This window comes from Achromobacter insolitus, assembly GCF_002209555.1.
Classification (GTDB): domain Bacteria; phylum Pseudomonadota; class Gammaproteobacteria; order Burkholderiales; family Burkholderiaceae_B; genus Achromobacter; species Achromobacter insolitus.
Map to the genome: position 1 here is coordinate 82,666 of NZ_NJIF01000001.1, position 26,351 is coordinate 109,016.

Below are 26,351 nucleotides of genomic sequence, written 5' to 3' on the forward strand. Positions count from 1 at the left end.
ATACCCGCCCCAGAGCGGGGCGGGCCACCGGATCGAGCCGGGCATAGACGCAATGTTACCCCTTATGGCCAGGCCGCCAAACGACGGCGTGGCCATAAAGAAGTATCAATGGCGCTTGTGCGTGGCTTTCTTGGCCGGCGCGGCGCGCTTGGGGGCCTTCTTGGGAGCCCTGGGCGGCTTGCTGGCTTTCTTGGCCTCGGCACGCCGTTCCTTGGCCGTCTGGCCCTTCAGCGCCGCGGGCTTGGGCGACGCCGCCTTCTTCACGCGGCGCGAGGGTTCGTCGGGCCCGCGGGCCGACGCCTTGCGCAAGGCGTCAAAGCTCGTGCCCTGCACCAGGCGGAACTCGATGCGGCGCGCCTCCAGATCCACGCGCGACACCTGTACCTGGACCTTGTCGGTCAGGCGGTAACGCATGCCGGTGCGCTCGCCACGCAGCTCGTGCAAGGCGTCGTTGAACTGGAAGTACTCGCCGCCCAGCTCGGAAACATGCACCAGCCCTTCGACGTGCAGGGTATCCAGCGTGACAAAGATGCCGAAACTGGCGACGCCGGTCACCGTGCCACTGAAGTCCTCGCCCACACGCTCCTTGACGAACCAGCACTTGAGCCAGGCCTCGACATCGCGCGAGGCCTCGTCGGCGCGGCGCTCGCTCGCGGACAGGACCAGTCCCAGCTTTTCCCAGATGGCGTGTTCATGTTCGCGCTGGGTCCGGCCAATGACCACCGGCTGGTCTTCCAGGCTGGGCACATACCGCTCTGCGGCCAGCAATGCCTTGATGACACGGTGAGTCAGCAGGTCGGGATAGCGGCGGATGGGCGACGTGAAATGGCTGTAGCCGGGATACGAGAGGCCGAAGTGCCCCATGTTGTCGGGACTGTAGACTGCCTGCTGCATGGAGCGCAGGCACATGGTCTGCAGCAGCTGGTAGTCAGGGCGACCGCGCACCGAATCCAGGAAGTCTCCGTAGTCCTTGGCCGTGGGCGTCTCGCCCCCGCCCAGCGACAGGCCCATGGTGCGCAGGAATTCACGCAGCGACTGCAGGCGTTCGGGCGTCGGCCCTTCGTGGATGCGGAACAGGCCAGGATGCTTGCTGCGGGTCATGAAGTCGGCCGCGCAGGTATTGGCGGCCAGCATGCATTCCTCGATCAGCTTATGCGCATCGTTGCGAACCGATGGCACGATTTGCTCGATACGGCCGAGTTCGTTGCAGACGATCTTGGTCTCGACGGTGTCGAAGTCGATGGCGCCACGCTTCTTGCGCCCTTGCGCCAGCAATTGGTAGAGCTCATACAGATGCTGGACCTGCGGCATGACGCTGCGCATGGCGTGCGCGGCTGGACCGCCGGGCTGCTGCAGCGCGGCCCAGATGTTGGTGTAGGTGGTGCGCGCATGCGAGTGCATGACCGCGTTGTAGAACTGGTAAGCCGTGACCGTTCCCGCCTTGGCGCCGCTGGCCGGGATGACCATGTCGCAGACCAGCACCAGGCGGTCGACGTCCGGGTTGAGCGAACACAGCCCGTTGGACAACGATTCCGGCAGCATCGGAATGACGCGGCGCGGAAAGTAGACGCTGGTGCCGCGTTCGATCGCGTCATCATCCAGCGCATCGCCCGGACGCACATAATGGCTAACGTCGGCGATGGCCACCAGCAGGCGCCAGCCCGGACGCTTGCGCTGGCCCGTGCCCAGCTCGACGGGTTCGCAGTACACAGCGTCGTCGAAGTCGCGCGCGTCTTCGCCGTCGATCGTGATGAGCGGCACGTCGCGCAGGTCCACGCGATCCTTGAGATCGGCCTTGCGGACCACGTCCGGCAGGCGCGCGGCCTGCTTGAGCGCAGCTTCCGAAAACTCGACCGGCACGTCGAACTTGCGCACCGCGATCTCGATTTCCATGCCGGGATCGTCGATCTCGCCCAGCACTTCGGCCACGCGGCCCAGCGGCTGCGTGTGGCGCGTGGGCTGCTCCATGATTTCAACAGCGACCACCTGCCCATGCTGGGCTCCGTTGGTGTCGCTGGGCGGAATCAGGATGTCATGCTTGATGCGCTGGTCTTCGGGGACGACGATGGACAGGCCATGCTCGTGCAGAAAGCGTCCCACCAGCTTGTTGGTGCGGCGTTCAATGACCTCGACGATAGTGCCTTCAGGCTTGCCGCGGTATTCGCCGGAGGGTTTGACCAGCACGCGGTCGCCATGCAGCACCTTGAGCATTTCGCGAGGCGACAGGAACAGATCGGGCCCGCCGTCATCGCGCAGCAGAAAGCCGAAGCCGTCGCGGTGCCCCAGCACCTTGCCGGCGATGAAGTCCAGTTTGGTGGCCAGCAGCAGCACGCCCTTGCGATTGGGCATCAATTGCCCGTCGCGCTCCATGGCGCCCAGGCGGCGTTCAAACCCCACCATCGTCGCGGCGCGCTCGACGCCCATGCGTTCGGCCAGTTCCACGGGAGACAGCGGCGAGCCGGCGGCGCGCAGCGCTTTCAGGATGGCTTCACGAGACGGGACATCGGGATCGAAGTCCGGCGGCGCTTCGGGCAAGGGTGTTGATCTGTTGTTATTCGATTCGTTATTCGATCGTTTTGCCAAAGCTAAAATTTCCGTATATAATGCGCAGCTTCTGTGGTTCGCCCAAGGCTGAACACTGAAGCAGAAAATGGTCAGAAAGGCTCGGTTGTTAAGTTTAAGCTTAAGTTAAAAGAAACTTAGAACTTCAAACTTAAAAACTTGGCCGGGGTTTGAAAGCAAAGTTGAAATCAAAGTTGCTTAAAACCTTATTGTAGAACCAACTGCACTTTAGACGCATGTTTTAGTTAATGTGTTTTAACTGAAGCGATGCAACTAGAGCCGCAGCGTATCACATAGTTCTGACAGTATCTCTCAGTGCCCAGGTGGCGGAATTGGTAGACGCGCATGGTTCAGGTCCATGTGCCGCAAGGTGTGGAGGTTCGAGTCCTCTCCTGGGCACCACGGAATTTTCGATCAAGACCAGGCAAGCCAGTCTTGATGACAAAGGCTAAAAAGCCCCGGAAATCGCAAGATTTCCGGGGCTTTTGCTTTGCGGATCCGCGGACGCCTCTTGCATCCGCACGCCTTGCCCGCGCCCGCCCTGCCCTTTAGCGCCACGGCACCTTCCGATTCAAATGGTGCCGCGCGTAAAGATCGGCGCCCATGCCTTCGATCTGCCCATCGATCAATGCCTCGAAAGGCCGCAACAGGGCATCGAAATTCATCGGCGCCTCGATGGCGTTCAAGGCATGCGTCACGGCCTCTATCGTGGACAGCGCTCCGGGCACATCGGCATGACGAACCCGGTAACGCGTGGACAATCCCGCCGGCAACATCACGCGCGGCAACGCGGCCAGCCCGGGGTTTATATGCAGCAGCTTGCGCGCATGCCCCCAGGTGCCGTCAGGCACGATCAATCGGATGGGCTTGTCCAGATCCCGCCCGTAACCAGGCATCAGAACCTCTGCGCCCTCGCCGGGAAACAACAAGCGAGGCAGGTGACCTGGCAAGGCCCAATCCTCTTGCGAAAAATACTCGCCCACCACGCGTCGCGCGCCCTCCAGGCCCAGGACGGCCAGTCGCGCCGTGTTCAAGGCGTGGCGCGCCTCGCTCGGATGCTGCAACACGACCACTTGAGTGCGGCAGGAAAGCGAAGGAATCAGGGCGCACAAGCAGTGCGATCGGGGACGCAGGCAATGCGTGCAGAGGGCGCGGGACATGGGGCGACACTATATCGAAAGTTCGCGAGCGGCCCGACTGCAAAAAAATATGAAAAAAAAGCCGCGCGACTTGCACACTTCTAAAAAAGTGTGCATAATCTCATTCCTCTGCTGCTGAACAAGAAACAACGCGAAAGCGAAGCGACAAGTGAAGCAACAGCGCCCAGGTGGCGGAATTGGTAGACGCGCATGGTTCAGGTCCATGTGCCGCAAGGTGTGGAGGTTCGAGTCCTCTCCTGGGCACCAATTATTACATCACGAGGTACCTGCGTGATGCGCCAAAAAAACCCCGAACGTGTAAGCGTCCGGGGTTTTTTCTTTGCGCGGCACAAATGCATGTTCGGCCAACTGCATGTGCGGCCAGATGCACGTTCGGCCAACTGCGGCGCGATCAACCTCGCAAGGGTGTACTGCACAGCCGATTTGTGGTGCCCGGCCCGCATATCGCTGAGCCGGGGCAAGCCTCTCCCTACTTCAGCACGCGCGTCATGACGACGTGCGGAATGCCGGCTTCGATGAATTCCTCGCCTTCCACGTTAAAACCGTGCGCCTGGTAGAAGCCCGCCGCGTGCGTCTGCGCATGCAGCACCAGCATGCGATGGCCGTCGCCATGGCCTTGGTCGATCAGGGCGTCCAGCAACTGCCCGCCCACTCCCATTCCACGCGCCCTCTTGTGGACCGCCATGCGACCGATGTGGCCGTCGGGCAAGAGCCGGCCGGTACCCATTGGCGTGCCATCCGGGCCATAGGCCACGGCATGCACGGACACGGCGTCATCGTCGTCCAGCTCCACCTCCGGCGGCACTTTCTGTTCGACGACGAACACCTCGTGGCGCACCGAATACGCGTCGTCGCGCAAGCGGTCCCAGGTTCCCAGGGCGATACGCACCGTAGCTTGTTTGTTGGTCGACATGTCCATCCCTCGCGTGCAGCAAATGAATAAAAGAATCCTACGCCGCATTTTGGCAGGGATGAACCATGGCCAAAAGGGGGTACGATCGCGGCTTGCCCACGTCGTCCAGGTTCCGCCACATGCCGCCTGCCGCTCCCCCCGCCTGGCTGAAAGCCGCGCCCGCGCTCTTCCTGCTTCTCTGGTCCAGCGGTTTCGTCGTGCTCAAAGTGGGGCTGGCCTATGCCGATCCCATGACGTTCCTGGCATTACGCTACGCCTGCGTGGTGCTGATTCTTATGCCTTTCCTGCTGGTCCTGCGCCCGCCGCTGCCGCACGGCGCCAGCGCGTGGGGCCATCTGGCGATGGTCGGGCTGCTGTTGCAGGCAGGCTACTTCTGCTTTACCTATCTGTCGCTCAAGCAGGGCATGTCGGCCGGCGCCCTGGCGTTGATCACGTCGCTGCAGCCCATCCTGATCGGCCTGTTTGCGCCGGCGATCGCGCATGAGAAGGTCGACGCCCGCCGCTGGGCGGGCCTGGGCCTGGGCGTGTCGGGCGCCGCACTGGTGATCATCGCCAAGGCCTCGATCGACGTGCTTTCTCCGCTGGGCCTGGCGTTCGCCATCAGCGCCCTGCTCTGCATCACCGGCGGCACGCTGTATGAAAAGCGCTTTGGCGTGCAGACGCACCCCGTCACGTCGAATATGGTTCAGTACGCGGTGGGCCTGATCGCCACGGCGCCACTGGCATTCTGGCTGGAGCCGATGCACATCGAATGGACCGCTCCCCTGCTGGCGTCGCTGGCCTACCTGGTAGTGGGCAATTCGCTGGTGGCCATCACGTTGCTGCTGACCATGATCCGATACGGCGAGGCCTCGCGCGTGTCCGCGCTGTTCTTCCTGGTTCCGCCCTGTACGGCCATCATCGCCCTGCTCATCCTGGACGAAGCCATCCCGGCGCTGGCCTGGCCGGGCATGGCCCTGGCCGCGCTCGGGATTTTGCTGGTGACGCGCACGGGACGCGCGGCCGCCAAGTAGAATGAGCGCCCTTCCAGGTCCTCGTCCATGAATGCCGTCATTACCTCTGCCCTGCCGGTCTTCGCACTGATCCTGACCGGTTGGCTCGCCGCCCGCTGGCGCATCCTTGGCCCCGGCGCCACCGATGCGTTGAACCGCTACGTCGTCTACCTGTCCCTGCCGGCGCTACTGTTCCGCGCCATGACGCAGGTGGACCTGGCGCATATGGCGCACTGGGGCTTCGTGGGCGCCTTCGCGGGCGGCATCGCCGTCACGTTCCTGGCATCGTTCATCGGCGCGCGACGCACGCAAGGCGCACTGACCGACCGCAGCATCCAGGGACTGGCCGCATCCTACGCCAATGCGGGCTATATGGGCATTCCGCTGTGCCTGGCGCTGCTGGGACCCAACAGCATGGCGCCCGCCACGTTCACCACACTGCTGACTGCAAGCGTGCTGTTCGGTTTCGCCATCGCCTTGATCGAATTCGACCGCCAACAAACACCCAACCTGCCCTCCACCCTATACAAGGTCGGACGCGCGCTGCTGCGCAATCCGCTCTTGGCGGCGCCGCTGCTGGGCCTGGCCTGGGCTTTCACCGGTCTCGCGCTGCCTGAAGGGGTAGACCGCTACGTGGCCTTGCTGGGGGCCTCCGCCAGCCCGTGCGCGCTGGTCACGATAGGCCTGTTCCTGGCGCAGACGGAAACCTCCAGTTCGGGCCCGGGCGTCATGCGCCTGGTCAGCGGCAAGCTGCTGCTGCAGCCCGCCGTCACCGCGTTGCTGGCGTTCTATGTCTTCGCCATGCCGCCGGTCTGGGCCTGGACCGCCGTGCTGATGAGCGCGCTGCCCATAGGCACCGGCCCTTTCATGCTGGCGCAAATGTACGGCCGCGACGCCCGAGTGACCTCGCGCGCCATCCTCGTCTCCACCGTGGCATCGGTACTGACCGTCAGCCTGCTGGTCGCGTGGATCAGCGCCCACCCGATTTCCTGAAGCAACCCGCCATGCTGCTCGCCGCCGCCATCTTCGTTGTCACCATTACGCTGGTCATCTGGCAACCCCGGGGGTTGTCGATAGGCTGGAGCGCCGTGCTGGGCGCAGCCCTGGCGCTGGCCACGGGCGTGGTGCACCTTGCCGACATCGCGGATGTCTGGCGCATAGTCTGGAACGCCACTGCCACCTTTATTGCCATCATCGTCACCAGCCTCATCCTGGACGAAGCCGGTTTCTTCGAATGGTCGGCCCTGCACGTGGCGCGCTGGGGCGCGGGCCGGGGCCGGCTGCTGTTCGTCCTCATCGTGCTGCTGGGCGCAGCGGTTTCCGCACTGTTCGCCAACGACGGCGCGGCGCTGATCCTTACACCCATCGTCATGGAAATGCTGGTGGCGCTGGGCTTCGGCCCTGGTGCCTCACTGGCTTTCGTGATGGCCGCGGGCTTTATTGCCGACACGGGCAGCATCGCGCTGATCGTGTCCAACCTTGTCAACATCGTATCGGCCGACTTTTTCAATATCGGTTTCGGCGAGTACGCGTCGATCATGCTGCCGGTGAACCTGATGGCCGTTGCATCCACGCTGGCCGTGCTGCTGCTGTTTTTCCACCGTAGCATTCCGCCGCGCTACGACGTGAACCAGCTGCCCGCGCCCTCCTCCGCCATCCGCGACCTGACCACCTTTCGTGCGGGCTGGGTCGTCCTGGGGCTGTTGCTGGCGGGCTTTTTCATCCTGGAACCGATGGGCATCCCCGTCAGCGCCATTGCCGCCGTCGGCGCACTGGGCCTGCTGCTGATCGCCGGCAGACAGCACATCGTGGGCACGCGGCGCATCATGCGCGAGGCACCGTGGCACATCGTGGTCTTTTCGCTGGGGATGTACCTGGTGGTGTATGGCCTGCGCAATGCCGGCCTGACTGCGCATCTGGCGCAAGTGCTGGACCGGTGCGCGGAATATGGCGTCTGGGGCGCGGCGATGGGCACGGGCATCATCACCGCCTTCCTTTCGTCCATCATGAACAACCTGCCCACAGTGCTGGTGGGCGCGCTGTCGATCGCGGACACCAGTGCCACCGGAGCGGTGAAAGACGCGATGATCTACGCCAACATCATCGGCAGCGATCTTGGCCCCAAGATCACGCCGATCGGCAGCCTGGCGACGTTGCTGTGGCTGCACGTGCTGGCGCGCAAGGGCCTGCGCATCACCTGGGGCTACTATTTCAAAGTCGGTATCGTACTGACGCTGCCGGTGCTATTGCTGACATTAGCCGCACTGGCGTGGCGACTCCAGTAGCCCGTCGGGCCAGCTCAATATTACTTTTAGTTATTTAAAAGACATTAATTGATGGTTTGAGTCAGGCATCCGCCACTTTAGACTTTCGACATCCCACGGGTGCCTGCGCGCGCCCGTTTTGCTTTCTTACGCATCAGATCCCGGGACTCGCCCATGAGCACCAACGCCACGACTTTCCCCCTGCCGTCTTCCGCCCTGCCGCCCATCCAGATCAACCGCAAGCCGCTCTGGATCGCCTTGCTGCTGGTACTGGCCGGCACGCTGTATCTGCACCAGACCGTCGGCTGGCGCCAGGGCGCGCTGTGGGTGGTGGGCGCCCTGCTGGGCGTGACCCTCTATCACGCCTCTTTCGGCTTCACGCAGGCCTGGCGCGTCTTCGTGTCCGACCGCCGCGGCGCCGGGCTGCGCGCACAGATGCTGATGCTGGCCGCGGGCGTGCTGCTGTTTTTCCCCTTCCTTGCGGCAGGCACCCTGTTCGGCCAGCCCGTCAACGGCTTCGTGTCGCCCCCGGGCATCTCGGTCTTGCTGGGCGCCTTCCTGTTCGGCATCGGCATGCAGCTGGGTGGCGGCTGCGCCTCGGGCACGCTGTTTGCGGTCGGCGGCGGCAACACCCGCATGGTGGTCACGCTGCTGTTCTTCATCATTGGGTCGGTCATCGCAACCGCTAACTTCGGCTGGTGGTCGAACCTGCCGGCGCTGGCTCCGACCTCGTTGATCAAGACCTGGGGCCTGGCTCCCGCGCTGATCGCAAACCTGGCGGTGTTCGCCCTGATCGCCTGGGCGGCCACCGCTCTGGAAAAGCGCCGCCACGGCCACGTGATTTCGTTCGCCTCGCGCACCGCGCGGCCTGTTTCCCTGCTGCAAGGCCCCTGGCCGCTGATCTGGGGCGGCGTGGCGCTGGTGGTGCTGAACTTCGCCACGCTGGCCCTGGCCGGCCGCCCCTGGGGCATCACGTCGGCCTTCGCGTTGTGGGGCGCCAAGACCCTGGACGCCATGGGCGGCGACGTGGCTACCTGGGCCTACTGGGCCAAGCAACCCTCGCTGGCCGCGCCTTTGCGCCAGGACGTCACCACCGTCATGGACATCGGCCTGATGCTGGGCGCGCTTGCCGCCGCTAGCGCGGCCGGCAAATTTGCGCCGGTCTGGAAGGTGCCTGCCCGTTCGCTGGCCGGTGCGATCATCGGCGGGCTGCTGCTGGGCTACGGTTCGCGCCTGGCTTTCGGCTGCAATATCGGCGCCTACTTCAGCGGCATCCTGTCCGGCAGCCTGCACGCCTGGCTGTGGCTGCCCGCCGCCTTTGCCGGCAGCGCCTTGGGCGTGCGCCTGCGTCCCGCGTTCGGCCTGGCGGTCGAAAAAACCCCGGCGGCGTCCAGCTGCTGAGAAACAGAATTCCAGGACCGTCCCGCGGCGCGGCGGGACTACTCCTGGTGTATGGTTGCTCCATCCCGAAATACGGAGATGGACATGAGCTGGATTTTCGGCCGCTACACGGCCTTTTTATTGACCCTGATCGGCGCCGCGGTCACCGCCGCCCTGGCAGCGTCCAGCTCGCCCTGGTGGCTTTGGCTGGCCGTGCCGCTGACGATGCTGGCGGCGCTCGGCCTCTATGACCTGATCCAGACCCGGCACGCCATCCGGCGCAACTATCCGGTCCTGGGCAACCTGCGCTTCCTGTTCGAATTCATCCGGCCCGAGATCCGCCAGTACTTCCTTGAAGACGACACGCAGGCCGCGCCGTTCTCGCGCGCGCAGCGCTCCATCGTCTATCAGCGCGCCAAGCGCGAAATCGATAAACGCCCCTTCGGCACCCAGGAAGATGTCTACGGCGACCGCTACGAATGGATCAACCATTCCATGTCGCCATCGCAGATTGCCGACACCGACTTCCGCGTCACGGTGGGTGGCCCCGATTGCAAGCAGCCTTATTCCATGTCGGTTTTCAACGTGTCGGCGATGAGCTTTGGCGCGCTGTCGGCCAATGCCGTCCTGGCCCTGAACGAAGGCGCACGCCAAGGGAATTTCGCGCATGATACCGGTGAAGGCGGCATCAGCCGCTACCACCGCCAGCCGGGCGGCAGCCTGGTCTGGAACATCGGCTCGGGCTACTTCGGCTGCCGTGACGAACAAGGCGCATTCTCCGAAGAGGCCTTCATCAAGAATGCCTGTACGCCGCAGGTCAAGATGATCGAGATCAAGCTGTCCCAAGGCGCCAAGCCCGGCCACGGCGGCATCCTGCCCGCCGGCAAGGTCACGCCCGAGATCGCCGAAGCGCGGGGCGTCGTGGCATGGCAAGACTGCAACTCGCCGGCCACGCACTCCGCCTTCGATTCCCCCATCGGGCTGATGAAGTTCGTGGCGCGCCTGCGCGAGCTCTCCGGCGGCAAACCGGTGGGCTTCAAGTTCTGCGTGGGCCATCCCTGGGAATGGTTCGCCATCGTCAAGGCCATGCTCGAAACCGGCATCACTCCGGACTTCATCGTGGTCGACGGAGCAGAAGGCGGCACGGGCGCCGCGCCCGTGGAATTCGTGGACCATGTCGGCACGCCCCTGCGCGAAGCGCTGCGCCTGGTCCACAACACCCTGATCGGCGTGAACCTGCGCGATCGCATCAAACTGGGCGCATCCGGCAAGATCATCACGGCCTTCGACATGGCGCGCGTCATGGCCATGGGCGCGGACTGGTGCAATGCCGCGCGCGGCTTCATGTTCGCCATCGGCTGCATCCAGGCCCAGGCCTGCCACACCGGCAAGTGCCCCACGGGCGTGACCACGCAAGATCCGCTGCGGCAGCGCGCGCTGGTGGTGCCGGACAAAGCGCAGCGCGTGGCCAATTTCCATCACAACACCTTGCATGCGCTGGCGGAACTGCTGGCGGCGGCCGGTTTGACCCATCCCGGCCAGTTGCGCCCGCACCATATCGCGCGCCGTATCTCGCCCAGCGAAATCCGGCTGCTATCGGCGTTGTTCCCGGAACTTGCGCCCGGCGAATTGCTGCGCGGGGAGTTCCGCCACCAGGTATTCCGTGCGGGCTGGGCGATGGCGCAGGCGAGTTCGTTCCAACCGACCCACGACATCACCACGGCCTTGGCACAAGAACACGCCGCCCACGCAACGCCCGCGGCCGCCCAAGTCTGAGCCGGTGGACGCCGGACGCTACAACCAGCGCTCGAACATGCGCGAGAAGAATTCCATTGAACGGTCTCCCACGCCCCGGGCCTGCCAGGCTTCGGGCGTGATCGCGACCGAATCGGCAACGTCGCGCTGGAACAGCGCCTCCATTTCCGCCGCGAAGTCTGGCCCCAGCACTACGGCATTGATTTCGTAGTTCAGCGCAAAGCTGCGCCAATCCATATTGCTGGATCCCACCGTGGACCACACACCATCGACCACGGCTGTCTTCGCATGCAGCAGCGCGTCGCGCCGCTCGTAGATTTTCACGCCCGCGCGCAGAAGGTCCGTGTAATGTGAACGCCCCGCATGGAATACCAGCGACGAATCGCTGAAACCGGGCAACACCAGCGCCACGTCGACCCCGCGCCGCGCCGCATCCGTCAGCACTTCGATGAAGGCCGGATCCGGCACAAAGTACGCCATGGTGATGTGTATGTACTCCTGCGCGCTTTCAAATGCCGACATCAGCGTCAGGTAGACGGTGTAGCCGTCGCTACGGTCGGGCTGGTTTGCGAGGATCCGCACGCTCGTTGCGCCCACCGACGGCGACACGCGCGAATCTCCTCCCTTGATGGGCTCTTTGGACTGCGATTCCCAGCCCGAGCGGATGACCTGCTCCAGCTGCGCGACCGCAGGCCCTTCGATGCGCAAATGCGTATCGCGCCACGGCGCGGCCTTGGCATCCCCCGCTGCCGGCGCGTCGGCCTTGCCGGCGCTGCTTCCCGCTCCCGCACCGGAGCCGGAGCCCGACCCTGACCCTGGTGAAGACTCGTAGACGCTGCTGACGTTGATGCCGCCCAGGTATCCCACCTTGCCGTCCACCACCAGCACCTTGCGATGATTGCGCTGGTTCGGCGACCAACCTGCTCGCGCGCCCGCCGGATTGACCGGATTGAATATCGCCACCTGCACCCCCGCATGGCGCAGGCGCTGGAACAACGCATCCGGCGTCTTGATCGTGCCGACCGCGTCAACCATCAACGACACCTCGGCCCCGCGATTGCGCGCCGCGATCAACGCTTCGGCAAAGCGCGCCCCCTCTGCATCGTCATCGAAGATATAGGTTTCCATGTGCACGTATCGGCGGGCCTGGGCGATGGATTGCAGCATCGCGCGATAGGTGCTGGGTCCATCGGCCAGCAGCTTGACGCGATTGCCCGCCACCAATGGCGCGCCGCTGACCGCTTGCTCCACAGCCAGGTGGCGCGCAAGGAAGTCATCCTTCGGAGTCCGCGGATCCGCGGCAATGCCCTGCCCGCGGCGATAGCTCTGGAGCGCCGCATCGGCCGACAAGCTGGCCTGCGATTCGCGAGCGCGGCGCTCCGCGGCATCGGGAACGCTGGCGCACGCCGCCAGCAAGACCGCGCACATCAGCGGCAACAGCCACCGATGCGCGCTGGCCAGCCACGCGCGCACGTTCCGCCACCGCCGCAGTTCCAGCCGGCATGCGGCCGCTGGCGGCTTCATGGCATTACGGCTTAGCGCCGGCCACCCGACGCCAGCAGGCAACCGAGCACGGCGCCCACCAGCGCTGCCACCCCCACCGACTTCCAGGCATGCTCATGCACGTACTCGTCGGCATAGGCCGTCGCACGACGCGCGCGTTCACGCGCCGCGCCCTCCCAATCGCCCGCGGATTCGCGCGCGTCGGCCAATTGGCGCTTCAGGCGCGCGCGCGCCGCCTCGATTTCGGAGCCCGTGTACGAAGCCGTGGAGCGCAGCAGGTCTTCGGTTCCCGCCAGCAATTCATGGAGACTGTCGCTCACCCGTTCACGATGCAGGGCCATTTCGGCGCGTTGGTGCTTTCGGTTCATGGTCGCTCCTTGTCGTTGTTGGGCCTCACGGAGTCGGGCCGCCTGACGCAACGCAGCATGCCGTGTTCCCAGACAGGGCTGCGCGTTGCAGGCCCCATTGTGACGATCATCGGCCGCCCCCGCCAGAGCTTTGGCAACCAGCCGTAAACCGATATTTCAGCGCAAGCAAACGTGTCGGCGGCTGTTCTCCCACGCTGGCGCCCATATGGCAACCGCCGGTTCCAAATTCGTAAAAGTCCATTGCATTCAGCAGCTTGGCGCTTGACACCGGCCCCGCCCTGGCGGCCACAATAAGCTTTTGCAATGCGCCAGAACCCCGCCTGGACTGAGCCTCCCAACGCCGTGCGCCCCCCGCCAGGCCCTCCCTTCCGGGGATGCGCCCAAGCGGGATCGCCAACCGGCAAAAAAAGGAACAGACGCATGGTTTCGCCTTCCGCACTGTTTGCCCCCACCGCGCCGAAGTTCATCGCGCAAAACCCGCAGCCCCCCAGCGCCGAACAAGTCGAACTGCGCGAAGGCTTGATGGCGCGTCCTGCACACATCGATCCGAAGTTCCTCTACGACGCCTTGGGCTCGGCGCTCTTTACCGCGATCACCCAGCTGCCGGAGTACTACCCGACGCGCTGCGAATCCGAGATCTTCCAGCACCACGGCGCCGACATCGCGCGCCATATCGGACCGGTGCTATCGATGATAGATCTGGGCGCGGGCGACTGCGTCAAGGCCGAACGCCTCTTTCCCAGCCTGCGGCCTCGCCACTATGTGCCGATCGACATCTCCGCGGACTACCTGCAGGCTGCGGTGCGCCGCCTGCAGCTTTCGTATCCCGACTTGCAGATCACCGCCATCGGACAGGATTTCACCCACGAACTGGCCCTGCCCGCCGGGATCCCGGCCGAACAGCGATTGTTTTTCTATCCGGGGTCCAGCATCGGCAATCTCAGTCCCGAGGACGCGCACGCCATGCTGCGGCGGATCCGTGAACAATGCGCCGGCGGCGGACTGTTGGTGGGCGTGGACCGCGTCAAGCCCAAGCACGTCCTGGAACCCGCCTACGACGACGCGCTGCATCTGACCGCCGCCTTCAACCTGAACCTGTTGCGGCACGTAAACAGCGTGCTGGACGCCGACTTCGACGTGGACGACTGGCGCCACATTGCGCTCTTCAACAGCGCCAGCTCGCGCATCGAGATGCATCTGGAAGCGCAACGCGCGGTGCGTGTGGCGTGGCCCGGTGGCGCGCGCGCATTCAGCGCTGGCGAACGCATCCACACCGAAAATTCCTACAAGTTCACCCCGCAAGCCTTTGCCGACCTGCTGCAAAGCGCCGGCTACCGCGACGTCGCGCACTGGTCGGATTCCCGCGGCTGGTTCTCAATTTTCAGCGCCCGCGCATGACGCGGGCCCGCCCTTAACGCCACTGGAGGATCGCCATGGAACCTGCGTGCCTGCTGACTCACCCTGCCACCGGACCCTATGCTGCCGGCCAGGCGGGCCAGCACGACCGCTACGATGCCGTGCGTTCGACCAGCACGGCCCTGGCCGCCCCACTGAGTCCCGAAGATTGCCAGGTGCAGTCCATGCCGGACTGCAGCCCCGTCAAATGGCATCTTGCCCATACGACCTGGTTCTTCGAGACCTTCCTGCTGACGCGTTTTCATCCGTCCTATTCCGTCTTCCATCCGCAGTACCGCATGCTGTTCAACTCCTACTACAACGCCGTCGGCGCCAAGCACCCGCGTCCGCGCCGCGGCCTGCTGTCGCGCCCCGCGCTTGCGGAGGTGCAGCACTATCGCCGGCACGTGGACAGCGCCATGCACGAGCTGATCTCGCGCCTGGGCGGCAACGACCCCGCGTTCGACGCATTGCTGGAACTGGGTTTGAACCATGAACAGCAGCATCAGGAGCTGATCCTCACCGACCTGAAGCACATGCTGTCCGCCAATCCGCTCAAGCCTGCCTATGTGGCGCCCGGGCCGCCCGCGCTGCCGCCTTCCACCCCGGTGGGCTGGACTCGCTACGCAGGCGGCATCACCCGCATCGGCCATGACGGTCACGGCTTCGGTTTCGATAATGAAGGCCCCGCCCATGATGTGCTGCTGGCCCCCTTTCATCTGGCCGACCGCCTGGTGACCCAGCACGAGTACCTAGCCTTCATCCGCGATGGCGGCTACAAGCGGCCCGAGCTTTGGTTGTCGCTGGGCTGGGACCGGGTCTGCGCCGAAGGTTGGCGCGCGCCTCTCTACTGGGAAGGGCAGCGCGACGATTGGCGCATCTTCACGCTGCGCGGCATGCAGGAACTGGAACTGCAGGCGCCGGTGACGCACGTGAGCTACTTCGAGGCCGATGCCTACGCGCGCTGGGCCCGCGTGCGGTTGCCGCGCGAAGCCGAATGGGAGCATGCCGCCCGCCAATTGCCCGAAGGCGCGCTGACGGGGCGCGCCAACATGCTGGAAAACGGCCACCTGGACACACGCCCCGCCCCCACGCGCAGCGGCTCCGGCGGCCCCGTGCAACTGTTTGGAGACGCGTGGGAATGGACCTGCAGCGCCTACGACGCCTACCCCGGCTTCAAGCCCGACAGTGGCGCCGTGGGGGAATACAACGGCAAGTTCATGTGCGGTCAGTACGTGCTGCGAGGCGGATCCTGCGCTACGCCCCGGGACCATATCCGGCCCAGCTACCGCAACTTTTTCCCGCCCGAGGCCCGCTGGCAGTTCTCGGGCATTCGGCTGGCGCGGGACGCCTGAAGAATTCTTTGAATATTTGATGACGGACCGCTTGCAAACGCCAAAAAAATCGTGCTAGAATTTCGTTCTTCGTTGATCACCTCCTGCTGAACAAACGGCTCTGCGTAAGAAGTACCACGCAAGTACCCCGCAAGACCGGCCGCAGGGATCAAACGAAATGGCGCATTAGCTCAGCCGGTTAGAGCGACGGAATCATAATCCGCAGGTCCCCTGTTCGAATCAGGGATGCGCCACCAGAATCAAGAAAGGCCCTCGCTTCGGCGAGGGCCTTTTGCATTGCAGCTTGGGTTGCGCTTAGGCGGGTGCTCCTCAGGGCAGGCGTACCGCGTCGCGGCGCCTGCCGCCCCAAGTTGCCGCCAGGCTGGCCACAAAGGCGCCTATCAGCATCGAAGCAAAACCCCACAGCGCGAATGCGGCCGCGGCCTTGCGCGCCTGGTCCGCCGCTTCCTTGGCCTTTTGCTTGGCATCGTCCGCGGCCTGCTTCACGTTCTGCACCGCCTGCTCGACTCGGCGTTGCGCCGCCGCGGGATCCATGCCGGTCTGCGCCGCCACGACTTTCACGACGTAGTCGCGATCCTCGCCCGTCATGGAGCCGCGCGCCACGCTCATCGCCACAATGCGGCCCACTTCTTCCCGCGCGCCGTTGCGGTCGGACACTGCATCAGGCCGTTCCGAACGCAGCAGCGCATCGGAGAAATAGCCTTGGACCTGCGCCATTGCGTCGCCTCCGCCCGCAGCAGCCGCTGCCGTGGCGGCCGTGCCGGCCCCTGCCGCCATGGAGGCTCCCGCCCGGGCAACACCGGATGCCAGGGTAGCAATGGACGCCCCCAGCAACACGGCGCTGACAACCGCGCTCAATGCCCATACGAGGAACCCGTGCGCCGTGTCGCGGAAATAGACCTCGTCCGAATGCACGTCGACCCATTTGGTGCGCAGCCGCCCAGCGACATAGCCTCCGATACCGTAGGCGACGATCTGCGTTGCCAACATCCAGACGATGAGACCGATGCCTATCGCTGGCGCCGTAGCTCCCTCGCCGCTCCACGGCGAGATCGAAAGAAAGCCCAAGCCGGTCCCGCCAGCGAACAACGCCAGGGAAAGCGCTGCGGCGATGACAGCGCCGGCGATGACGGCGGCCCAGGACACGGCAGAAATGGCGGACTCCCGGGGAGGCACTCCGCCCATATATGGCTGACTCAATGAAGATGGGTTTTCCATGGATTTGTTCCTTGTTCATGATTCAACGCAGCCGCGCACACACGCCGCCGCGGCAGGAAAGCCTCGCGGATCAATGCCAGAAAAGCGCCAGCAAAATGATGATGGGAATGGGCACGCCAAGCAGCCACAACAAAATGGAACGCATAAAACCTCCTTGAATAATGTCCTGCGCGCTGGGCGCAGCATTCAGGCCAGATCAATCGTGCCGGGCGCCCGAGGGTCCGGCGGCGGCGGCACGGGATCGATGACATCGGGATCGTTACGCGGGCGCTTCGGATCCAGCGGCGGATCGTCCGGTGGCGGATTATTGGGAAAGGCGGGATCATCGGGCGCAGGCTCGTCGCCCCCGCCAGGTTCCCGATGCATGGACTGGGACATAGTGGTCTCCTCAAGCGGCGCCTAGCGCGCCGCCCCCCTCTCAGCAAACCGCATTCCCGGTCCATGCCGGCAGCAATAAAAAAGCCCTCTTGCGAGGGCTTTCGTGCGGGCGGCGAGCAAGACCGCACAGTGCTTGATCAGGATTTGCTCTTGGCGTCCCTGATCTGTTCGGCGGATTTTTGACTGTCGGCCCCCAGGAATTCGACGACGGCGGCCTTTCCCGCCGCGGACGCTTCGTCCTGGCTGGCGTAACGCCTGGCCGAATAATTGGTGCTGCGCACATTGCCGGTTTCGGGGTCAAACAGGGTGATGATCCAGGCGAACTCCCCCGGCATCAACTGCCTGACTTGCAACGTGGCGCGCGTGCCTGGGCGCAGTTGCGGCATGTGGCGGCCTTTATCGTGATTCGACGCCGCCATCGTAGCGCAAGATGCCCGAGCAAACACGCCCCCACGAACAGGCGGCGGAAATGCTGCGCCCGCACATGAATTCATGCTGCACCCCCCGAGGCAAATACGCCACAAACCGCGCATCGCGTCAGGAAAACCCTAGGGCCTATTGCCCGAATACAGGCGCACAATCAATACAAACATCTAGACCGCTCAGCGGCAGCCGCATCCCTTTAATCAGGCGAGGACGGAGACAACATGACTTATGTAGCAGTGGTTATGAGCTGTTTGATGGTTGTGGGTATCGTCGCGTTGGTGATTCAAACGGTTCAAAGCGCAGGGTCCGAACCCTGGCTGAAAATCTCGGCGGCGATAGTCAGTTCCCTGTTCGCTTCACTCTTGTTGATTCCGCTCGGCTACGCGGTTGCGCAGACCGTGTTGATCGAATAATTCCATAGTCGCGACACTCGCGCCTGGGGCTACGCGCCCCGGGCGGCCTTGCCGCGGGTCGCCGCCCAGCACAGCAGCGACCCGGCGGTCACCATGGCCACGCCCTGCCAGAACGAGGCAGTCAAGCGGGTGGAGAGCCACACGGCCGCGAAGAACGTCGAGAACACGGGAGTGAAGTAGGAGGCCGTGGCCAGCAAGGTCAGGTTGCCTTTGAGTATCCCCAGATTCCATAGCGCATAGCCTGCCGCCATGGCGCCACCCGTCACCGCCAATTCCAGCGTGGCCGGCCAGGTGAAGGTCAAGGCAGGCTCGGCACCCACCAAGTACTTGATCCAGAGGGCCGCTGCCGTCAGCATGAAGAACAGGGCGACGCCGTTCTTGCCGTCGGCGAATCGCGTGGTCACGTTGCAATACACGGCCCAGATGATGGCGCCGCTGAAGGCCAACCCATAACTGAGGGGATTGCTGGAGACGTTGGCAATGGTGCGATCCCAGGAAAGCCCGCCGGACCCACCCAGGACCCAGACGATGCCGGCCAAGGACAGCAATATGCCGGGCACCACCCATGCGCTGGCCCGCTGGCCATTGATGAGCATGGCAAGAATCACTGTAAAACAGGGCCAGAGATAGTTGACGATACCCAGTTCGATCGCCTGCCCGCGGTTGGCCGCGAATCCCAGCGAGAGCGACAGGCAGATCTCGTACGCGACGAAGAGCAGGCTGCCAACGATGAGATACGAGCGCGGAAAGGTCCGCAGCTTTGGAAAGCCCAGCAGCAGCACCAGGAATGCGGAGCCGGTCGTATAAATGAGCGCGGCGCCACCGATGGGACCGAAGCTTTCGCTGACGCTGCGGATCAGGCCGACCACGGTGCCCCATAACAGCACCGCCAGCAAGCCCAGTGAAGTCGCCGTGTTCCGGCTCAGGGAGAGTTGCATTACCGATTCCGATTGCCCGTTATAGGGCGCCAAGCGGGGCAGTGTAGCGAAAACCCGCTTGCCCCGCGGCCGGTCTCCGGCTGGCGGAAAACCAGCGCCTCAAACCGACATGCTCGCCCGAACAGGACAGAAGAAGGAGCAAGCGCCGCATGACCATATCCATACGCAGATTGAGCGACGTGCTTGCCAGCACGGAATCGGGCCGGCTTTACCGGATTGAAGTGTTTCTGCGAGCGGGCGAGCCGGGCGTGACCGCGGCGCGGCCTGACGCGGCCCGGCCTGACGCGGCGCGACCTGACGCGGCCCGCTACATACTCCGGACGACGGAGGGGGAGCGGGTGTTGCCGCTGGATCGGAACCGGTATCGGTTGAAATCGGGCGAGGTCCTTACCGCCCTGACGCCGCCTCGCCACGATATCTGATGACGCGTCGCCGGCGGCCGGATGCGATCACTGGTCCACCTCCACCCGCCGCTTGCCCTGCCCTTTCGCCTTGTACAGCGCCATGTCGGCGCGCTCCAGCAATTCGCGCACGGCCATGCCGGATTGCGGATAGACGGCGATCCCCACGCTGGCGGATACGGCGACGCTAATGTCGGGATACGGCATGGACAGACTCTCGACCAATGCCTGGGCCACACGCCGCGCATTCTCCTTGTCCGCGCCCAGCAGCAGCACGGCGAATTCATCGCCGCCCAGCCGCGCCGCCGCGTCCGATACGCGGATCGCATCGGCCATGCGCTCTGCCGCCTCCTGTAGCACCGCATCGCCGGCCGCATGGCCATGCAAGTCATTGACCGCCTTGAAACCATCCAGATCGATGGCCAGAATCGCGAAGGATTCCCCGCTGCGCTGCGCCACCGCCAGTTCGCGCAATACCAGTTCGTTGAACAGCACCCGATTGCACAGGCCGGTCAGCGGATCGTAATGCGCCAGGTGTTGGGCATGCGTCAGCATGCGGGACGCCTGCACCAAGGCTCCGCCGACTTCCGCGACTTCCTTGACGCGCGTGCCCGGCACCGTGACCGCATGCCCCTTGCCTAGCGCCAGCGCGGGCTCGACCAGGCTTTGCACCGATGAGGTCAAGCGGCTGGCGAGCCGCAGAGCCAACAGCAAGCCCAAGCCGAATGCCACCAGCGTGCCCAGGGCGATCCAGGCGATGGAGCGGTAGAGGTCCGTGGTCAGCAGGCTCATCGGCGCGCCGGCCGCGACGGTCCAACCCGACAGCGACGAACGGCTGAACGCGGTATAGACGGGCGTGCCTTCCTTGGTGACGGTCTCCAGCGAGCCTTCGCTTTCCTGCTGCACCGCGCGCGCCAGTTCGGGAACGGCCTTCTGGCCCACGAACTTAGCCGTGTCGCGCGTGCGCGCGAGGATCGTGCCGCTATCGTCCAGCACGGCGGCCACCCAACCGTCCGGCAAAGCCCGCCTGCCCAGCAGGTTGCCGATGCGCTCGGGCAGGATGCCGACATTAAGGCTGTAGGCAACCTCGCCGTTGCGCAACACCGGCACGCCAAGCGCAATCAGGGGACCTTGATTGACCTTGCTCGTGAAGAGACCCGTCAACACCGCCGCGCGGGTCTGGAACACCTGGGCCAGTTCAATGGAGGCGCCGGTGGTCGGCAGCGGATTGCCAAAAGGCACGGACGTATTGATGAGCTGGCGGCCAGCCTTATCGGTCAGGACGTAGCTGTCTATGATCTGGAAGCGCACGGATTCACGCGCCCGCCGATGAAAACCGGCCAGATCGCCCGCCACCAGGTCCGGCGACGACGCCAGCATCTGCAAGCCGGCCTCGACGCCGGTCAGTTCGCGGTCGAGGATGGCGGTAAGGTTGCGCGCCAGGAAAATCGTATCGCGGAAAATCCGCTCTTTCTGGATGACATAGCTTTCGTAGACCGCCACAGAAGCCATGACCAGCGCGGGCGTGATACAGGCGAAGACCAGGGTCAGCAGGCCCGCGCGCATGGAATAGCGGCGCGGCCGGCGAACCCGCGCGCCCACCAGGCTTTCGCCGTCACCCACGGGAACCTCGCCCTGCGACGTGCGCAAGCGTCGGCCTGCCGATCGAAACCACACCTCTGGACCCATGCGCCTCCCGAAACGCTCCGCCCGGCCCATTTCCAGAGGACGAACGAACGTCAGAAATTATTGCAGAAGTTCGCAAACGCACAATCCGCGCCATGGGAATCCCCTCGCCGCGTCGATACAGATGTGGTGGAAGAGTTGCGTCCCCGATTTATCTCGAACGCACAAAGGCTGCCGGCCTTACTGATCTTCCAGATCCGGGGTGCCGGTGAACTGAGTCTTGAGCAAAGTCAGCGCCCCCTTCTCGGCCAGCGCCTCGTTGGGGAACACATGCTTGGTGTCTTCCAGCACCGGAAAGCCGAAGACCCGCACGCGGGTGTGATACCCCTCCGGGGTCTCGGCGAATTCGATGTCGAAGTTGCGTTCTTCGATCCAGCCGGATCGATGCAGTTTCCATTCCATATCCCACGCGCTCCCGAATAAACGAGGTTGATACGAAAGACCGGCCCCGATGGAAGCCGGCGCTGCTACACCATACACCCGTCTTGGCACGGGCGGATTGCCACTGCGCAAGCCCCGCCTACTTTTCTGCGCGCGGCTTATCTTCGACGCTGCCGGGCAACCCGTCCACCGGCGGGGCGAACAAATCCCAGCTCGCCATGAACAGCGCGGCGATCAGCGGGCCGATCACGAAGCCATTCAGCCCGAACAAAGCCATCCCGCCCAGCGTAGAGATCAGCACCACGTAGTCCGGCATTTTGGTGTCCTTGCCCACCAGAATGGGGCGCAGCACGTTGTCCACCATGCCAATGACCAGCACGCCGAACAGAATCAGCGCGACGCCCTTGATGGTGGCGCCAGTCAACAGGAAGTAGATTGCGACCGGCGCCCAGATCAGCCCCGCGCCCACCGCGGGCAGCAAGGACAGGAAACCCATGATCACGCCCCACAGCAGCGCGCCCTGGATGGACAGGATGGAGAAGATGATGCCACCCAGCGCGCCCTGCGCCGCCGCCACCGCGACGTTGCCCTTGACGGTGGCGCGCACGACGGTGGTGAACTTGCGCAGCAGATGCTGCTTATGCGTGTCGCTCAGTGGCATGGCGCGTTTGAGCCGCGCCGACAACAGCGGACCATCGCGCAGCAGGAAGAACAACAGGTACAACATGATGCCGAAGCTGATCACGAACTGGAACGTGTCCTGTCCAATGCTCAGGGCCTGGGTCGCCAGGAACTGGCTTGCCTGCATCGCGCCCGCGCTGAGCTTCTCCTGCAAGCTCGGGATGTCCGCCAGGTCGAAGCGCGCCAGCAGGTCGTGCACCGACGGCGGCAAAGCCTCCATGGCCTGCTGGAAATAAGCGCCGAAGTTGATCTGTCCGGACTTGATGCTTTGATAGAGGTTCGCCCCTTCGCGCACCAGCGATCCGCTGATGACGATGAGCGGCAGGATCACAAGCAGCAGCACCAGGAGCAAAGTGATCAGCGCGGCCAGGTTGCGCCGTCCGCCTATGCGCGGCACGAGCCGGCGCTGCAGAGGCGCAAAAATGATGGCGAGGACGGCGCCCCAGAAAACAGCGCCATAAAAAGGCCACAACAACCAGCCGAATGCGATGGTGACCACCACCAGCAGGAGCAGAAAGGTTCTGTAGTGCACGCTGGAAGATTGGCTCATGTTACGTCCCAGGCTCGGCTGACGCCGCGAGACCCGCATTGTACAAAGCGCCGCTCAGCGGGCGTCCGGCGGCTGCCCGGTGACCTGCAGCAAGGCGGCGCGCGCATGCTCCAGGACGTCCGACCGCGCGTTCAGCCCCTGCAGACGCAAGTTCAGCTCCTGTTGCAGCGTGGGAGTCGCGACGCGCGCCTGCCCGTCCGCCAGCAGGATATCCTGGGCATTCGCCGCCACGAAATCCGCAACGCCCAGCGCATCGCGCGCCACGGCGTCCATGCCGGCAGCGGCATCCAGCAATTCGGCTGCCGGCGCTGTCACGGCTTCGTCATAGACACCGTCATAGACGGGCGCAAGATCGGCCGGCAAGGCCAGGGCAGCCCGCGCCTTGTCTGCCTTCGCCTGGGCCTGCTGGACCTCGGCAGCCTGCTCGGCCAGTGTCTTGCGCGCTGCCTCGAAGCGGGTCCGCCGCTCCACGATCTCGGCGACCGAATGGATGCTCTCGACTTCCAGCACGTCGAGCAGGGAAGCGGCCGACTGCGCCATGGCCTGCTGGAAATCGGTGATCACTTCGTAGGCATCGGCGTAGTCGCCGATGGCTTCTTTTTCCGGCTCGCCGAGCGAGCCTATCGGCAGCAAGGACGCGCTGCTCATCCGGCTTTGCAGCAACTGGATAAACGCGGCCCGCTCCTGGGGCTCCTTATTGACGCAAGCCGCCAGAAACAGCATCGAGGCCATCGTCAGGCCCAGCAGGCAAGCTCGCAGCAGTGCCATGCCCATCCTCCTTGCACGGGGGTTCGCGAAATCGGCGCCGCCCCCAACCAGGGAGGCCGCCTTCCGGCAGATTATCCCGAAGGCGCTTCCCGCCATCCCTGGTGGGCGGATTTTGTTGCCATCGAAGCGTGTTGACACAGGGTCGGCCGCGCGCATCAAGGTTCCAGGGGGTACATCATGGCGCAGCGGCGCGCGGCATCGAAACCCGCGGCATGCTCGAAATGCAAGCGCGCCCGCAAGCCTGGCGAGAGCGCGGCTGCCGGCACCTCGGTAAAACCTTGTCGCTGGTAAAAAGGTTTGTTCCAGGGCAAGTCGCGGTCGGTGGTCAACACCACCGACCGATAGCAGCCCGCAGCGCGAGCATGCGCGCATACGGCACGCAGCAGCGCACGCCCCAGGCCACGCCCCTGCCACGGCAAAGCCACCGCCATCTCGGCCAGGTAGAGATCGCCGTCCATGGGCCGGGTCAGCGCGAAGCCCGCGGCTGCGCCGTCGGCGGTCTCGGCGACCCAGAGCAGGCCGGCGGCTTGCGCCTGCGCCAGGTCGGCCGCCGGCACGGTGCCGTCGCCAGCGGCCCACGCCATGTGCGTGTCCAGAAACCGCTCTGCGGCGGAACGTTCGATATCGGCCAGGCTGGCCAAGTCTGAGGGTCGTGCGAGTCTGATCATAGGCATGGCAGTATGCCTCATGCGGGCCAGCAGCCCGATCCCATAAAATGGCGCCTTCGGCCACAATGGCCTCGCGACACAGGCTAGCCCCAAGACATGACTCAACACGCCACTTCCGACACCTGGGGCTTTGCCCATCCCGATTGCCGCGGCGCGGCCGCCCTGCTGTTCTTCATGAACGACCTGGCACGGGTGGTCAACCAGTACCTGAGCCCCGGCCAGTTGTCTGACGAAGCGCTGGCGGATGCGCAGAAGGCGGTCGATGCCCTGCTGGCCCGCTACGTGGAAATCCAGGCCGCGCCCGAGGCATTCGACAATGAACGCATCGAACTTGCCCTGGAAACCGAGCGCCAGCCAGACGGCCAGACGAGCGCGCAAGTAGCGCTGCGCATGTCGGCGCGCCTGGAAGGCCTGATCATCGAAGCCCAACGCCAGGCCCGTCCTGCCGCACATTAACGGTCAATAAAAGAGGGGCTCGCCCCCCTCGCGAAAAAACGCTTGCAAAATCAAGCGGCAAGCATTAATATTAACGGTTGGGTCCACCACCCACGCCAGCTTTTACTCGAAAAGAACGAAAATAAAGCGGCGAAATCAGGGTGGGCCAATAGGGTGAGCCATAGCGCTCCCCCCGGGCAAATCCCTGCCAACACTCTCCCACGGTCGACGGAACATAAATCCGGATAGCGGCCAGGAACAAAACGCCTTCACCAAACCGCCAGTCCGGCTTGGCACGAAGCAACCACATCATCAGCGGCGCCCGGCAAGCCTGCCTTGCGCATACTCGCGTGCCGCAACCCAATTGATGCCGTCCCGGACTGATGGGCAGCATCGCGCCGTCCGCCCATGCGCGCAGAACATGAGAATGCGCAAAGGAATGGCGGCACTTATGCGTTAGTGTCACGACAAGCCTGCCCGATTCGATACGGCTGGCAGCGGCACGCGGCGGCAATACCGCGCGCCACGTGGCCAGACGCGGCTTTTCCCATAACTAGAAACCAAGAGAACAAACACCATGAATACTCGTTTCACTACCTCGGATCTGATCCGACGCCCGGCTCACACCACGCTGGACAACACGCCGATCCATGTCGGCGACATCGTTTACCTGAAACCTGCAAACGGCCCGGAAATCCGCGCCACGGTCATCTACAACGCGCCCATCGACGGCACGACGACCTACACGACCGAAATCGTGCCCTGCGGAGCTCCCGCGCAAAAGGCCCCCGGCCAGCGCATCCGGTTCCGCCACGAGCACGTGCATCGCATTGAATCGGTGCGCCACAGCACCCACTGAAGCAGTGCCCCGCCCCGTTGCGCTTGCAACGGGGCAATTTATGCGTGATAAAGTCCCCGGCAATACAGCCCTGGCGATCCCCCCATGCAGAATAATCGTCTCGCGGTCCACATCTGGGACCTCCCCACCCGCCTTTTCCATTGGGCGCTGGTCGTTTGCATCGTCGGCGCATTCGTGAGCGTCAAACTCGGTGGCCTGTACATGGACTGGCACGTGCGCTTCGGCTGTACCGCGCTGGGCCTCATCCTGTTTCGATTGCTGTGGGGATTCTTCGGCCCCCGCTACGCACGCTTCTCGCAGTTCGTGCGCGGCCCGGCCGCCGTGGCCCGCTATCTCAAGGGGGCCGCAGCCCCCGCTGGCCATAATCCGCTCGGCGCGCTGTCGGTGCTGGCGCTGCTGCTCGTCATCGGCTTGCAGGCCGTCAGCGGCCTCTTCACCACTGACGACATCATGACGCAGGGCCCGCTGTTCGGCCACGTCAACGAAGCCGTGTCGGCCGCAATGACTTCCTGGCACAAGCTCAATGAATGGGTCATCCTGGCCCTGGTCGCCCTGCATCTTGCCGCAGTGCTCTGGTACGCACTGGTGCGCCGCAAACGGCTCGTGCGCGCGATCATCACGGGCAAGGTCGACGCCAAGGACGTACCCACGGGCACGCCGCCCACCCAGGACGGTTTAGCCGTCTGGCTGCGAGCCCTGGTGCTGGGCGCCTGCGTAACCGGCCTGGTGCTGTGGATCCGGTCGCTGGAAGTGGCGGCCGACATGTCCTTTTCCTGATGCCCATGAACACCGCCAAGCAAGCAGACAAGTAAGCCGCAACAACTCGCTTTTTTTAGTTGTTGCGGCGTTCTCACGATTGCAGTCGCTCAAGGAGAGCGCCGCCTGATCCTTTTTGAAGGAGA

The 26,351-nt window shown here is 64.3% G+C and carries 26 protein-coding genes and 3 tRNA genes; 15 read left to right on the forward strand and 14 right to left on the reverse strand.

Going from position 1 to position 26,351, the window contains the following annotated elements:
- Window positions 1-105: 105 nt before the first annotated feature.
- A complete protein-coding gene (gene rnr, locus CEY08_RS00370; protein WP_063641615.1) occupies window positions 106-2,583 on the reverse strand; it encodes a ribonuclease R in 2,478 nt (825 codons plus the stop codon).
- Between the two features lie 296 nt (window positions 2,584-2,879).
- On the opposite strand from rnr, the gene CEY08_RS00375 reads away from it, so the two are divergent.
- Window positions 2,880-2,964: transfer RNA gene (locus tag CEY08_RS00375), tRNA-Leu, on the forward strand.
- Between the two features lie 146 nt (window positions 2,965-3,110).
- On the opposite strand, the gene CEY08_RS00380 is transcribed toward CEY08_RS00375, so the two are convergent.
- Window positions 3,111-3,722, reverse strand: a complete 612-nt coding sequence (locus CEY08_RS00380) for a tRNA-uridine aminocarboxypropyltransferase (RefSeq protein ID WP_076812205.1) — start codon at window positions 3,720-3,722, stop codon at window positions 3,111-3,113.
- 161 nt (window positions 3,723-3,883) lie between these two features.
- Between CEY08_RS00380 and CEY08_RS00385 the strand changes: the two genes are divergently transcribed.
- Window positions 3,884-3,968: transfer RNA gene (locus tag CEY08_RS00385), tRNA-Leu, on the forward strand.
- A gap of 223 nt (window positions 3,969-4,191) precedes the next feature.
- Here the strand turns inward: CEY08_RS00385 and CEY08_RS00390 are convergent.
- Complete coding sequence (locus tag CEY08_RS00390) at window positions 4,192-4,641, reverse strand: GNAT family N-acetyltransferase (RefSeq protein WP_376785018.1); 450 nt, start codon at window positions 4,639-4,641, stop codon at window positions 4,192-4,194.
- 113 nt (window positions 4,642-4,754) lie between these two features.
- On the opposite strand from CEY08_RS00390, the gene CEY08_RS00395 reads away from it, so the two are divergent.
- From CEY08_RS00395 to CEY08_RS00415, 5 genes are all read left to right on the forward strand, one after another.
- Window positions 4,755-5,648, forward strand: a complete 894-nt coding sequence (locus CEY08_RS00395; protein WP_088607551.1) for a DMT family transporter — start codon at window positions 4,755-4,757, stop codon at window positions 5,646-5,648.
- A gap of 27 nt (window positions 5,649-5,675) precedes the next feature.
- Window positions 5,676-6,620, forward strand: coding sequence for an AEC family transporter (locus CEY08_RS00400; RefSeq protein WP_076812198.1), 945 nt, complete (start codon window positions 5,676-5,678; stop codon window positions 6,618-6,620).
- A gap of 11 nt (window positions 6,621-6,631) precedes the next feature.
- On the forward strand, window positions 6,632-7,912 hold the full coding sequence (locus CEY08_RS00405; RefSeq protein WP_076812194.1) for an arsenic transporter: 1,281 nt from the start codon (window positions 6,632-6,634) through the stop codon (window positions 7,910-7,912).
- Window positions 7,913-8,065: 153 nt separating this feature from the next.
- On the forward strand, window positions 8,066-9,292 hold the full coding sequence (locus CEY08_RS00410) for a YeeE/YedE family protein (protein WP_162726397.1): 1,227 nt from the start codon (window positions 8,066-8,068) through the stop codon (window positions 9,290-9,292).
- A gap of 84 nt (window positions 9,293-9,376) precedes the next feature.
- Window positions 9,377-11,047 (forward strand): FMN-binding glutamate synthase family protein, encoded by a 1,671-nt coding sequence (locus CEY08_RS00415; protein ID WP_042792697.1) that lies wholly within the window; start codon window positions 9,377-9,379, stop codon window positions 11,045-11,047.
- Window positions 11,048-11,065: 18 nt separating this feature from the next.
- Here CEY08_RS00415 and CEY08_RS00420 read toward each other — a convergent pair whose 3' ends face one another.
- Window positions 11,066-12,550 carry a phospholipase D-like domain-containing protein gene (locus CEY08_RS00420; RefSeq protein ID WP_076812191.1) on the reverse strand — a complete coding sequence of 495 codons (1,485 nt, stop codon included), beginning with the start codon at window positions 12,548-12,550 and terminating at the stop codon, window positions 11,066-11,068.
- Between the two features lie 11 nt (window positions 12,551-12,561).
- On the reverse strand, window positions 12,562-12,897 hold the full coding sequence (locus CEY08_RS00425) for an ElaB/YgaM/YqjD family protein (protein WP_042792695.1): 336 nt from the start codon (window positions 12,895-12,897) through the stop codon (window positions 12,562-12,564).
- 420 nt (window positions 12,898-13,317) lie between these two features.
- On the opposite strand from CEY08_RS00425, the gene egtD reads away from it, so the two are divergent.
- The 3 genes from egtD to CEY08_RS00440 all read left to right on the forward strand — a co-directional run bounded on the left by egtD (window position 13,318) and on the right by CEY08_RS00440 (window position 15,883).
- The gene (egtD, locus tag CEY08_RS00430; protein WP_076812187.1) at window positions 13,318-14,295 is read left to right on the forward strand and encodes an L-histidine N(alpha)-methyltransferase; all 978 of its coding nucleotides are present in this window, start codon (window positions 13,318-13,320) and stop codon (window positions 14,293-14,295) included.
- A gap of 35 nt (window positions 14,296-14,330) precedes the next feature.
- Window positions 14,331-15,647 carry an ergothioneine biosynthesis protein EgtB gene (egtB, locus tag CEY08_RS00435; protein ID WP_076812184.1) on the forward strand — a complete coding sequence of 439 codons (1,317 nt, stop codon included), beginning with the start codon at window positions 14,331-14,333 and terminating at the stop codon, window positions 15,645-15,647.
- A gap of 159 nt (window positions 15,648-15,806) precedes the next feature.
- Window positions 15,807-15,883: transfer RNA gene (locus tag CEY08_RS00440), tRNA-Met, on the forward strand.
- A 73-nt stretch (window positions 15,884-15,956) separates the two neighbouring features.
- Here the strand turns inward: CEY08_RS00440 and CEY08_RS00445 are convergent.
- The 3 genes from CEY08_RS00445 to CEY08_RS00455 all read right to left on the reverse strand — a co-directional run bounded on the left by CEY08_RS00445 (window position 15,957) and on the right by CEY08_RS00455 (window position 17,629).
- Entirely contained in the window at window positions 15,957-16,865 is a 909-nt protein-coding gene (locus tag CEY08_RS00445) for a hypothetical protein (RefSeq protein WP_088607553.1), read from the reverse strand.
- 186 nt (window positions 16,866-17,051) lie between these two features.
- Complete coding sequence (locus tag CEY08_RS00450; RefSeq protein WP_076812181.1) at window positions 17,052-17,243, reverse strand: hypothetical protein; 192 nt, start codon at window positions 17,241-17,243, stop codon at window positions 17,052-17,054.
- A 137-nt stretch (window positions 17,244-17,380) separates the two neighbouring features.
- Window positions 17,381-17,629, reverse strand: a complete 249-nt coding sequence (locus CEY08_RS00455; RefSeq protein WP_076817561.1) for a hypothetical protein — start codon at window positions 17,627-17,629, stop codon at window positions 17,381-17,383.
- 261 nt (window positions 17,630-17,890) lie between these two features.
- On the opposite strand from CEY08_RS00455, the gene CEY08_RS00460 reads away from it, so the two are divergent.
- Window positions 17,891-18,082 (forward strand): hypothetical protein, encoded by a 192-nt coding sequence (locus tag CEY08_RS00460; protein ID WP_013392602.1) that lies wholly within the window; start codon window positions 17,891-17,893, stop codon window positions 18,080-18,082.
- Window positions 18,083-18,111: 29 nt separating this feature from the next.
- On the opposite strand, the gene yddG is transcribed toward CEY08_RS00460, so the two are convergent.
- Window positions 18,112-19,020 (reverse strand): aromatic amino acid DMT transporter YddG, encoded by a 909-nt coding sequence (yddG, locus tag CEY08_RS00465; protein WP_063961868.1) that lies wholly within the window; start codon window positions 19,018-19,020, stop codon window positions 18,112-18,114.
- 149 nt (window positions 19,021-19,169) lie between these two features.
- Between yddG and CEY08_RS00470 the strand changes: the two genes are divergently transcribed.
- On the forward strand, window positions 19,170-19,442 hold the full coding sequence (locus CEY08_RS00470; RefSeq protein ID WP_076812178.1) for a 6-phosphofructokinase: 273 nt from the start codon (window positions 19,170-19,172) through the stop codon (window positions 19,440-19,442).
- Window positions 19,443-19,469: 27 nt separating this feature from the next.
- Here the strand turns inward: CEY08_RS00470 and CEY08_RS00475 are convergent, their stop codons facing one another.
- From CEY08_RS00475 to CEY08_RS00495, 5 genes are all read right to left on the reverse strand, one after another.
- Window positions 19,470-21,044 (reverse strand): sensor domain-containing diguanylate cyclase, encoded by a 1,575-nt coding sequence (locus tag CEY08_RS00475; RefSeq protein ID WP_076817559.1) that lies wholly within the window; start codon window positions 21,042-21,044, stop codon window positions 19,470-19,472.
- A gap of 243 nt (window positions 21,045-21,287) precedes the next feature.
- Window positions 21,288-21,509, reverse strand: a complete 222-nt coding sequence (locus CEY08_RS00480; RefSeq protein WP_076812175.1) for a hypothetical protein — start codon at window positions 21,507-21,509, stop codon at window positions 21,288-21,290.
- Between the two features lie 118 nt (window positions 21,510-21,627).
- Window positions 21,628-22,719: an AI-2E family transporter gene (locus CEY08_RS00485; protein ID WP_076812172.1), complete on the reverse strand. Its 1,092-nt coding sequence runs from the start codon at window positions 22,717-22,719 to the stop codon at window positions 21,628-21,630.
- Between the two features lie 54 nt (window positions 22,720-22,773).
- Window positions 22,774-23,487 (reverse strand): DUF3053 family protein, encoded by a 714-nt coding sequence (locus CEY08_RS00490; protein ID WP_063961866.1) that lies wholly within the window; start codon window positions 23,485-23,487, stop codon window positions 22,774-22,776.
- A 155-nt stretch (window positions 23,488-23,642) separates the two neighbouring features.
- The gene (locus tag CEY08_RS00495; RefSeq protein ID WP_082884683.1) at window positions 23,643-24,161 is read right to left on the reverse strand and encodes a GNAT family N-acetyltransferase; all 519 of its coding nucleotides are present in this window, start codon (window positions 24,159-24,161) and stop codon (window positions 23,643-23,645) included.
- A gap of 90 nt (window positions 24,162-24,251) precedes the next feature.
- Between CEY08_RS00495 and CEY08_RS00500 the strand changes: the two genes are divergently transcribed.
- From CEY08_RS00500 to CEY08_RS00510, 3 genes are all read left to right on the forward strand, one after another.
- Window positions 24,252-24,611 (forward strand): hypothetical protein, encoded by a 360-nt coding sequence (locus CEY08_RS00500; protein ID WP_042792684.1) that lies wholly within the window; start codon window positions 24,252-24,254, stop codon window positions 24,609-24,611.
- A 556-nt stretch (window positions 24,612-25,167) separates the two neighbouring features.
- Window positions 25,168-25,449 carry a hypothetical protein gene (locus CEY08_RS00505; protein ID WP_076812168.1) on the forward strand — a complete coding sequence of 94 codons (282 nt, stop codon included), beginning with the start codon at window positions 25,168-25,170 and terminating at the stop codon, window positions 25,447-25,449.
- Between the two features lie 84 nt (window positions 25,450-25,533).
- Window positions 25,534-26,226, forward strand: coding sequence for a cytochrome b/b6 domain-containing protein (locus CEY08_RS00510; RefSeq protein ID WP_076812165.1), 693 nt, complete (start codon window positions 25,534-25,536; stop codon window positions 26,224-26,226).
- Window positions 26,227-26,351 lie beyond the last annotated feature (125 nt).